The sequence below is a fragment of the Psychrobacter sp. APC 3426 genome, assembly GCF_030408035.1.
Lineage (GTDB): Bacteria > Pseudomonadota > Gammaproteobacteria > Pseudomonadales > Moraxellaceae > Psychrobacter.
In genome coordinates, this window is the sequence record NZ_JASDCF010000031.1 from 24,001 (window position 1) to 33,924 (window position 9,924).

Below are 9,924 nucleotides of genomic sequence, written 5' to 3' on the forward strand. Positions count from 1 at the left end.
TGGCGTACAAGTGAAGATATCTTTATTATCCAGCGCTCAACATTTATGCATAATGTGCATAAGCTCATACATAAAACTGATGCATAAACACCTATGGCGCTTTATTTATATACTGCTGTTGCAGGTACTGATATTAAAAGTGCTGACTAAGATATGGTGCAATTACTGCTCGTGATGAGTGAATAATGGCCGTAGAACCACTTACTCGCTGCATCAGACCATTTCTACGCCAATTAGTGTAGGGGATTATGCCCCTCACTGTCACAAGCTAATACCATACTCGCAAGTCACTCTTAAGTCGATAGTAACCCTTTACCTAACGGCCAACGTGCTTTAAGTGACTGGTTGCATACTGAGCTACTTACACTCTTATCAGAACACATCACATCGCTAAGTTAAATCAGCAATACGTAACGAGGGCTTGTTGCATTATGTCGCGCTTTTCTGACAGTCTCTTTAACATTAAATTATTAAAAATATGTCATTGATGATATCTGCCACATAAGGAATATAATCTATCATGCTACACTAACGGTATTTTTCTTATATCCCTTATAAATGGTTGGATTATGACTGTCTCTCCTACTCCTCGCGTGATGTCTTTTAATAGCTTTAATAGCAGTGTTAATAATAACACTGACCACGATTTCAGTAATAAAACAGAGCAATTTCATCACGCCGTGCGTGCGCAACTCGCACAAGATATTGATGTGCTGTTTGCTTATGCCGAGCTACCAAGTCCACTGATTGATGCCTGCCGTTATGTGATGACCGGTCAAGGTAAGTTGGTACGCCCCTTATTGGTCGCCAGCGCCTTTGACAGTGTCAATCAGAGCAATACGAATGGTCACTTTAATGACAATATCAATAACAGCAATGCTGATAACAATATTAATAACATTGCTAGCAATAACAATGAAAGCGCTGATGATGAGCACCTTGATAAAGAAGTCAATCAAAATGGAGCCAATCAAAACAACGATTTAGAGTCGCTATTAGAAAATGACTCCGACTATGATATGGCGCGCCGTGCAGCATTAGCCGTAGAGCTTTTGCATACCTATTCATTGGTGCATGATGACTTGCCGTGTATGGACGATGATGACCTGCGCCGTGGTCAGCCGACTGCCCATATCGTCTTTGAAGAATCAACCGCACTGCTGGCAGGTGACGTACTACAGACGCTCGCTTTTGAAGTGTTGACTGCAGAGCTGCCAACCTTTGCACCTTTTGACGCAGATATCGCAAGTCAGCTTATCGCGATATTTGCGCCGCGTGCCAGACGCATGGTTTCGGGTCAAATGCTCGACCTTAATGCCGAAGCCAGTACAGACATCACACAAAGCGACTTGGAAGCCATCCACCGTGACAAAACCGGTGCGCTCATTGAAGCAGCAATGCTGATGGGCGGTATCTGTGCAGGTGCAACAGCGCCACAGCGTATGGCACTACAAGAATGTGCGCAGCACATTGGTCTCGCCTTTCAGGTACAAGACGATATTTTAGACGTCACCACCAGCACCGATACACTTGGCAAACCTGCTGGCAGCGATGAAAAGTTAGACAAATCTACCTACGTAAAATTGATGGGCGTTGAGCAGGCAACCAGCTATGCGCAATCTCTCTTTAATGACGGACGTGCAGCCATTATCCGTGAGTTAAGTAGTCGTGAGCTTAGCGGTAAAAAAGACAGCGCAAACAATAACGCACTGTTGGCACTGATAGAATGGCTATGGTCACGTAAAAAGTAAGCTTATTAATGATAAATTAAAAATAGCAAAGGGTGGTCAACATGGACAGTACCCCTACTCCGCGTATTTATCTTGGCACCGGCGGTTATAGCGATACCGACTTACTCGGCACGCTATATCCCACTGGTACCAAAAAAACGGATTTATTACGCGAATACGCCAAACAATACGGCGCGGTCGAGATTAATAGCACTTTCTACGCGCCCATCGGACAAAAAGCCTTTGCTGGCATGGTCGATAAAGCCTACGTACAAGCAGACAGTGCGTTGAAGTTCGCCGTCAAACTGCATCAAGACTTTACTCATGCGCGCAAGGGCACAGCTGAACACGCCCAAGCATTTTTGAATGCCCTGTCTCCACTGATCGAAGCCAACGCTCTCGCGCCACTACTACTGCAATTTCCACACGGCTTTGACCGTACCCGTGAGCATCGGTTGTATCTGGCAAACCTTGTCAGTTGGTTTCAAGATTATCCACTAGCCGTTGAGTTTCGCCATAATGGTTGGCATACCCCGCAAGTGGTTGATAGTTTTATCAAGCAAGGTTTGATTTGGTGTAGCGTCGATTACCCCAAAGTCAGCGGTCTACCACCGTCACGATTGATATTTACCGAGCGCACGGGCTATCTGCGTATGCATGGTAATAATTTAAACTGGTGGGATGCGATGAGCGCGGCTGACCGTCATGATTATCGCTACAGCGAGGCGGAGATGCAGGAATGGGCGCAAGCGATTGCCAATCAGCGTCAGCACTTTGATACACTCTATATCTTCTTTCAAAATACTGTGAATGCGCATGCTTATTATAATATTGCAATGCTGCGAGAAGCGTTGGGTAAGTTTGGGTTTGAGGTGTTGTAGGATTAAGTTTAAATAATAATCTTAACTATATTTGTAGGCTGGTTTTTTTAACCCAGCTTTAAAACTTTATAAAGACACAGTGCTGGGTTAAAAGCCCAGCCTACGTCTACGTCTACTACGCTATCTACAGCCTGAATTTACGTTTCCTGAGGAGGAATATAATATGATGGATCCCGAAATAATAAAAATAAATATCGAGCAAGAGATAGATGGATTCGAACGGACAACTCTTACTCGACTATTAAGTAGTTTTGAAAGTATTGAATTAGAAGCTATAGAAAAAAGAAAGCTATTTCTTGAAAAGAAATCAAAGAGTCTTGATCCTGACATAGATGATGTAGGAATGATAGAAGAAGATGCTTATTTTGAGGAAGTTAATCACTTTTTGATTGAACAAGAGTTAAAGCAAGAGTTTTTAAATTCTACAGCAGTCTGGTTATTTCATCTTTTTGAGCGACAAAAAATAAGAGCATTTGGTTCAGCCGATACTGATATATTGAAGCCTCTATTAGCTCAAGATAATTATGATCTTGATTCCTGTTCTGATTGGAAAGCACTGAATAAAGAGTTAAGGTATGTTGCTAATGTGATAAAGCACGGATTTGAGGGTGACTCTGGACGCAATTTAAATAAATATTTTCCAAACCTTATAGTTAACGAAAGTGTCGTTTTGACCAAAACTGATATTCAGCGTTACATCAAAGCTTTGAGAAATTTCTGGACAAAAGCATTAGAAGACTAATCAGAAACATATTAAACCAAAAAAAAGGACGCCTCTCAGCGTCCTTTTTTATTAATCAAATACTTGGATTAAAGATTACTCTTCAACACCAGCATCTTGACCTTTGTATTTAGCGTTTGCGTAGTCCCAGTTCACTAGTTTGTCTAGGAACGTGTCAACATAGTCAGGACGACGGTTACGATAATCGATATAGTATGCATGTTCCCACACGTCACAAGTCAATACCGCTACTTGGTCATGTGCAAGTGGTGTATCAGCATTTGCTGTTTTAGCAATTGACAGTTTGCCACCGACTTTATCAGCGACTAGCCACGCCCAACCTGAACCGAACTGAGTGAGTGCAGCGTTTTTAAACTCTTCACGGAACTTATCATAGCTACCGAAATCTTCTTCAATTTTAGCTTTCAAGTCGCCAGTAGGTTCGCCGCCGCCATTGGTTGGCGTCATGCAATTCCAATAGAACGTGTGGTTCCATACTTGGGCTGCTTGGTTGAACATACCTTGCTTGCTGTCATCTTTAGCCGTGGCTACGATTATTTCTGGCAATGTTTTGTCTTCTAGACCAGAACCCGGTAGCAACTCGTTAAGCTTAGTCACGTATGCATTATGATGCTTATCATGATGGAACTCTAAAGTTTCAGCACTGATGTGCGGCTCTAAAGCATCTTTTGCATATGGTAGGTCTGGTAAAGTAATGTTTGACATAGTTATTTTATCCTTGCTTATTTCGCCACTCATATTTTGCCTATCTTAAAAAGACAGGCAAAATATCGAGCTAAATTGGCTGAGTTTATTGATTGAAATGAATTTTATCGCTTAATACGTTTGATACTTTGTATTTTTAAACACAATATCACGTATTATTATGAATCCAAAATTAACTTAACTGTTATTCTTTGCCCTAAAGCCAAGTCGTTGACTTTATAAGCCTTTATTAACTTAATATTCACAAGCTATAAGATATAATTCACTGTAGCTTGGCGCCTATTATAGCAACAGTGAGCGGCAATATCAGTTACCAAATGTTATAGACCGTACAATCTGTATAGCAATAAGTTGTTTATGCACAGATTACGTAAGCTATGTTATCGCTACTGCTATCTGTTAATGATTGGTTATTAATCAATAACATGCTCATTGAATGACAAAAGCTAGAACCGAATATTACAGTCCTAAATAACCGAAATGACTTTATGAGTAACAGCCACATGAAAAACACCAGTTTCACCAACGCCAATGACACTCAGCCACAATCGGCGTCACCAACCCATTCATTACAAACAGCGCCAACCAATCAATGGGTTCTCGCCAGTAATAACAAAGGCAAACTGGCTGAATTTACCCGTTTGTTTGCTGAAGCGAATTTGGATATAACGATTGTCCCGCAAGGTCAGCTCGATATCGAAGATGCCATTGAGGATGGATTGAGCTTTGTAGAAAACGCCATTATTAAAGCGCGTCATGCCAGCCGTATCAGCGGATTGCCTGCGATTGCCGACGATTCAGGCTTGTGCGTACCAGCATTGGGCAATGCACCCGGCATTTACTCTGCTCGCTATGCAGGCGTGCACGGCAATGATGGCAAAAACAATGCAAAGCTCATCGCTGATTTGCAGCCTATCCGCGCAGCGAAGCCAGATGCTCCTATTAAAGGTATGTTTGTTTGCGTACTGGCAATGGTGCGCCATGCTGATGATCCGCTACCGATTATCGCGCAAGGTTTATGGCACGGTGAGATTTTGGCGGCGCCGCATGGTAGCGGCGGTTTTGGTTATGACCCATTGTTTTGGCTACCAGAGCTTCAAGCGACTGCTGCTAGCCTGAGTGCTGCTGACAAAAACAGCATCAGTCACCGCGGGCAAGCGATAGAGCAGCTATTGGCGCAACTGCCTTTATAGCTTTTGTCACTTATAATCTGGTTTATCATTTCTAAACTGGCTTGTCGTTATTGCCAAACCGTAGTAGCCAAACAGCCAATTTCATCTGGTGTGACGCTACTATAAGATTAAACGCAGAGATAAAAGTACTCATCACAGCGCGCTTAGCCACATGGTAGATTGACAAGAAATCAGCGGCAAACAGATAATTTTTACTTTAATAAACAGATAGATTATACTGTTCTACTTTTAAAATTTTGTTGAAAGCCGTTATTTGTCTGTATAATTCAGCAAAAAGCGTTATTATGCGATGCATTGACGGTTTATTATTGATATTCGATAGCTTTATCACATTGACAGTTTCATCTTTTGATAGCAGTTATTACTATGGGCGATTGCTCAAGGTACTGACTGCGAGACTGTTGGCTATCGCTATCCCCTATTTATTCCAACGGCAATCAGCAGCACATGCCCGTATTTTGAGGCAAGATTGTCTATTATTCATTATTTAATCCTAAAGGTGTAACTAACATGGCTACAGATTTGCAAGTCACAACCAACAAGCTATCTAATAAAGAAACTCAGCTAACGGTTAAAGTACCCGTCGAAAAAATTCAAAACAAGGTCGAAGGCCGCATTCGCCAAGTTGCGAAAACTGCCAAGATTGATGGTTTCCGTAAAGGTAATGTGCCTATGTCACATATCCGCTCTCAGTACGGTGCTGGTATTCAACAAGAAGTTATCAACGACGTCATCCGTGACACCGTGTTTGAAGCCATCAAGTCTGAAGACATCCGCGCGGTTGGCATGCCTAACATCGACGACGTAAAACTAGAAGACGATTTCTTGGTTTATCAAGCCACTGTAGAAATCTTCCCAGAAGTTGACGTCCAAGGTATCGATGAGATTGAAGTTGAGCGTCACACAGCGACAGTTAGCGACGAAGATGTTGACACCATGATTGAAAACCTACAAAAGCAACGTCAAGAATTCGTTGAAAAGAAAGGTAAAGCAGCCAAAGACAACCAAGTTACTTTTGACTTTGAAGGCTCTATCGACGGCGAAAAATTTGAAGGCGGCTCATCTGAAGACTTCAAATTGGTTATCGGTAGCAACCAGATGATTCCAGGCTTTGAAGCAGGCATTAAAGGCATGAAAGCTGGCGAAGAAAAAGTCATTGACGTGACCTTCCCAGAAGATTACCAAGCTGAAAACCTAGCTGGTAAAGAAGCTCAGTTCAAAATCAACGTAAAATTGGTTGAAAAATCTAAGCTACCTGAAATCGACGAAGAGTTCCTAGAGCTATTCGGCGTAAAAGAAGGCGGTGTTGAGAAATTAAAAGAAGACGTCCGCAAAAACATGGAACGCGAAATCAAAAATGCTGCGCGTAGCCAAGTGAAGCAAGCAACGTTTGATGCTCTATTAGAAAAGAACGAGTTTGATGTACCAAACGCCATGCTAGAGCAAGAAATCGAGCGTCAACGCAACATGATGATGCAACGTTTTTCTCAGCAGTTCGGTGCGAACGCTGACAGCTTCGATAAAGACATGCTGCCAAATGAGCTATTTGAAGAGCAAGCACTACGTGCTGCCCGTCTTGGCATCATCGTTGCCCGCGTTATCGACACCAAAGGGTTAGAAGTTGATCAAGAGCGTGTTGAAAGCTTTATCAAAGAAGCCGCTGAAAACTACGAAGACCCAGCAGAAGTCATCGAGTACTACACCAATGATAAACAGCAGCGCGCTAACATTGAGTCTGTGGTACTAGAAGACCAAGTGGTTGATTATCTAATCGAGCAAGGCAAAGTAACTGACAAAGAAGTCAGCTACCAAGACTTGCTAGCTGCTCAGCAACAACAGCAGCAAGGTATGTAATTTAGCGCTTTAGCGTTACTGCTCTAGAATGTATCATAAATGCCCTAACACTTTGTTAGGGCATTTTTATTGGTGGTTAAAGGCGGTACTTAGACGAAATTTATCCATAGTTTATCACCAAGCCCCTTGATAAATGCCCATAGACGCCTTATTAATAGGGGGTCATTTATCATTTTTCACATTAAAAAGTTACTATTGCTCTCATAAAAAAGTTACCATTAGTTCAATTATTTTTAGTGGCTTTTTCAATAATCATTATTAGCAATTATTGATTCTTAAACATTAGCGGTATATGTACTATCAGACCGCCCTAAGAGAAGTTATTGCTCAGTCGCTATGACGAACACTCAGCAATGTTTACAATGATAAACACCAATAATAACTTAGCCAATCGCTAACCCAATTTCTTTATTTTATGTACTTATAAACAGGACATCTTTATGACAGATTATGATCGCATCACTGCCAACCCGCATTTCGATATGCTGATGAGTGCGCACAACGACGTACAAAACACTCAAAATGCACCACAAGCGGCCTTAGTGCCAATGGTGGTTGAACAATCTTCACGCGGTGAACGCTCGTTTGACATTTTTTCACGCCTACTACGTGAGCGTGTTATCTTTTTGACCGGTCAAGTCGAAGACCATATGGCCAACCTGATTGTGGCTCAGTTGTTATTCTTAGAAGCTGAAAACCCTGACAAAGACATTCATTTATATATCAACTCGCCAGGTGGTTCAGTAAGCGCGGGCTTGGCTATTTTTGATACCATGAACTTTATCAAGCCTGAAGTATCGACTATCTGTATGGGCGGTGCTTATAGTATGGGTTCATTCCTATTGGCTGCAGGGCAAAAAGGCAAACGTTATTCGCTGGCCAATGCTCGCGTGATGATTCATCAGCCATCAGGCGGTGCGCAAGGTCAGGCGACGGATATCGAAATTAATGCCCGTGAAATTTTAAAAACTCGTGCTCGCTTAAATCAAATCTTATCTGAGCGTACTGGTCAGCCATTAGAAAAAATCGAAAAAGACGTTGAGCGTGACTTTTGGTTAGATGCTCAAGAAGCAAAAGAGTATGGTCTGGTTGACGAAGTATTAGAGCGCCGCCCTACTTCTCTATAACTAGATAACTGGCATATAGAAGCCTTGAGCAGCATCCAATGCCTTGGCGCGTTGCGTTTTGGCATTGATGCAAACCATCAGAATACTTGTAAGCTTTACATTTTAGGAGCGCCTTTTATGGCAGAAGATAACACCCCGCATTGCTCGTTTTGCGGCAAAGCCAAAAGCGATGTACAACAGCTGATTGCCGCTGACGATGCCAATATTTGTAACGAATGCATCGAGCTATGTACTGACCTTATTGCCGATAGTGCAGAAGACGGTGATGACGATAGTGACATTGACACCTCTTGGGTCAATAAAAAATTACCAACGCCAAAAGAGTTGCGTGCCAAATTGGATGAATATGTCATCGGGCAAGACGCTGCTAAGAAAGCGTTGGCCGTGGCAGTTTATAACCACTATAAACGTCTAAAAGTCAGCCAAACATTGGCCAATGACAGCAAAAAAGCCAAAATTGGCGCTGACGATGCCATGGTTGAATTGGCGAAAAGTAACATCTTGCTGATTGGTCCAACGGGTTCTGGTAAGACTTTATTGGCACAAACGTTGGCGCGTCTATTAGATGTGCCTTTTGCGATGGCGGATGCTACGACTTTGACCGAAGCAGGTTATGTCGGTGAAGACGTCGAAAACATCGTACAGAAGCTATTGCAAGCGGCTGACTATGATGTCAGCAAAGCTGAGCAAGGCATCATCTACATCGATGAGATTGATAAAATTAGTAAAAAAGGTGACAACCCGTCTATCACTCGTGATGTATCAGGTGAAGGCGTACAACAAGCCTTGCTAAAGCTAATCGAAGGTACGGTTGCTGCTATCCCGCCTCATGGCGGACGTAAGCATCCACAGCAAGAGCTGATCCAAGTCGATACCAGCAATATCCTCATCATCGTTGGTGGTGCATTTGCTGGTCTTGATCAAGTGATTCAGCAGCGTACTGAAAAGGGCGGTATTGGCTTTAATGCTGATGTCAGCTCAAAAGATGACAGCCGCCGTAGCTCAGACTTGCTACAACAAGTTGAGCCAGAGGATTTGATTAAGTTTGGTCTTATTCCTGAGCTGATTGGCCGTCTGCCAGTATTGGCGGCACTACAAGAGCTTGATGAAGAAGCGCTGGTACAAATTCTAACCGAACCGAGGAACGCACTGGTAAAACAGTATAAGTATCTGTTCGATATGGAAGGTGCTGAGATTAGCTTTACTAAAGAAGCGCTTGATGCCATTGCCAAAAAAGCCATGGAGCGTAAAACAGGTGCCCGTGGTCTGCGCTCTATCGTTGAGAATGCCTTACTTGAAACGATGTATGAGCTGCCATCAATGGAAAACGCCAAAACGGTGATGGTTGATGAGCAAGTGATTAATGAAGGCAAGACACCTAAAATTGCTTAATTTATGGTTCAATTCAGACAGTTAATTGCAAATAATTGGCTGTCATTATTGGCTGTCACTGTAAAAAAGCGTCTGGCATATCGTGCTAAGGCGCTTTTTTTATGCCTGTATGTTGGTTTTAACGTATTGTTTGAAAAATGACAGCGGCGTCTATTAATGATAAGTAGATAAAAATGAACCACCCACCACCTATAGAGGTAGGGGTTTCTTAGGTAATACCCATACTTGATACGATGTTTTGTATCAGCGGTTAGGCAAATGGACTAAGCTAACCCCGTCGTACCGACGGTTTTGATTGTT

The 9,924-nt window shown here is 42.5% G+C and carries 8 protein-coding genes; 7 read left to right on the forward strand and 1 reads right to left on the reverse strand.

Going from position 1 to position 9,924, the window contains the following annotated elements:
• Positions 1–569 precede the first annotated feature (569 nt).
• From QL919_RS12480 to QL919_RS12490, 3 genes are all read left to right on the forward strand, one after another.
• Entirely contained in the window at positions 570–1,751 is a 1,182-nt protein-coding gene (locus QL919_RS12480; protein WP_290189810.1) for a polyprenyl synthetase family protein, read from the forward strand.
• Between the two features lie 41 nt (positions 1,752–1,792).
• Positions 1,793–2,611 (forward strand): DUF72 domain-containing protein, encoded by an 819-nt coding sequence (locus tag QL919_RS12485; protein ID WP_290189811.1) that lies wholly within the window; start codon positions 1,793–1,795, stop codon positions 2,609–2,611.
• Between the two features lie 163 nt (positions 2,612–2,774).
• Positions 2,775–3,353: a hypothetical protein gene (locus tag QL919_RS12490; protein ID WP_025652528.1), complete on the forward strand. Its 579-nt coding sequence runs from the start codon at positions 2,775–2,777 to the stop codon at positions 3,351–3,353.
• A 75-nt stretch (positions 3,354–3,428) separates the two neighbouring features.
• Here QL919_RS12490 and QL919_RS12495 read toward each other — a convergent pair whose 3' ends face one another.
• On the reverse strand, positions 3,429–4,058 hold the full coding sequence (locus QL919_RS12495) for a superoxide dismutase (protein ID WP_025652529.1): 630 nt from the start codon (positions 4,056–4,058) through the stop codon (positions 3,429–3,431).
• A gap of 503 nt (positions 4,059–4,561) precedes the next feature.
• On the opposite strand from QL919_RS12495, the gene rdgB reads away from it, so the two are divergent.
• The 4 genes from rdgB (at position 4,562) to clpX (ending at position 9,624) form a co-directional block, all read left to right on the forward strand.
• Positions 4,562–5,251 (forward strand): RdgB/HAM1 family non-canonical purine NTP pyrophosphatase, encoded by a 690-nt coding sequence (gene rdgB, locus QL919_RS12500; protein WP_290189812.1) that lies wholly within the window; start codon positions 4,562–4,564, stop codon positions 5,249–5,251.
• 510 nt (positions 5,252–5,761) lie between these two features.
• On the forward strand, positions 5,762–7,105 hold the full coding sequence (gene tig, locus QL919_RS12505; protein WP_290189813.1) for a trigger factor: 1,344 nt from the start codon (positions 5,762–5,764) through the stop codon (positions 7,103–7,105).
• A 488-nt stretch (positions 7,106–7,593) separates the two neighbouring features.
• A complete protein-coding gene (clpP, locus tag QL919_RS12510; RefSeq protein WP_290189815.1) occupies positions 7,594–8,232 on the forward strand; it encodes an ATP-dependent Clp endopeptidase proteolytic subunit ClpP in 639 nt (212 codons plus the stop codon).
• 117 nt (positions 8,233–8,349) lie between these two features.
• Positions 8,350–9,624, forward strand: a complete 1,275-nt coding sequence (clpX, locus tag QL919_RS12515; protein ID WP_290189814.1) for an ATP-dependent protease ATP-binding subunit ClpX — start codon at positions 8,350–8,352, stop codon at positions 9,622–9,624.
• Positions 9,625–9,924 lie beyond the last annotated feature (300 nt).

Excerpts from the sequence above, each read along its gene's own strand:
- rdgB (WP_290189812.1), top strand. The coding sequence starts at position 4,562 with ATGAAAAACACCAGTTTCACCAACGCCAATGACACTCAGCCACAATCG.
- tig (WP_290189813.1), top strand. The coding sequence starts at position 5,762 with ATGGCTACAGATTTGCAAGTCACAACCAACAAGCTATCTAATAAAGAA.
- QL919_RS12495 (WP_025652529.1), bottom strand. The coding sequence starts at position 4,058 with ATGTCAAACATTACTTTACCAGACCTACCATATGCAAAAGATGCTTTA.
- clpX (WP_290189814.1), top strand. The coding sequence starts at position 8,350 with ATGGCAGAAGATAACACCCCGCATTGCTCGTTTTGCGGCAAAGCCAAA.
- QL919_RS12480 (WP_290189810.1), top strand. The coding sequence starts at position 570 with ATGACTGTCTCTCCTACTCCTCGCGTGATGTCTTTTAATAGCTTTAAT.
- QL919_RS12485 (WP_290189811.1), top strand. The coding sequence starts at position 1,793 with ATGGACAGTACCCCTACTCCGCGTATTTATCTTGGCACCGGCGGTTAT.
- QL919_RS12490 (WP_025652528.1), top strand. The coding sequence starts at position 2,775 with ATGATGGATCCCGAAATAATAAAAATAAATATCGAGCAAGAGATAGAT.
- clpP (WP_290189815.1), top strand. The coding sequence starts at position 7,594 with ATGAGTGCGCACAACGACGTACAAAACACTCAAAATGCACCACAAGCG.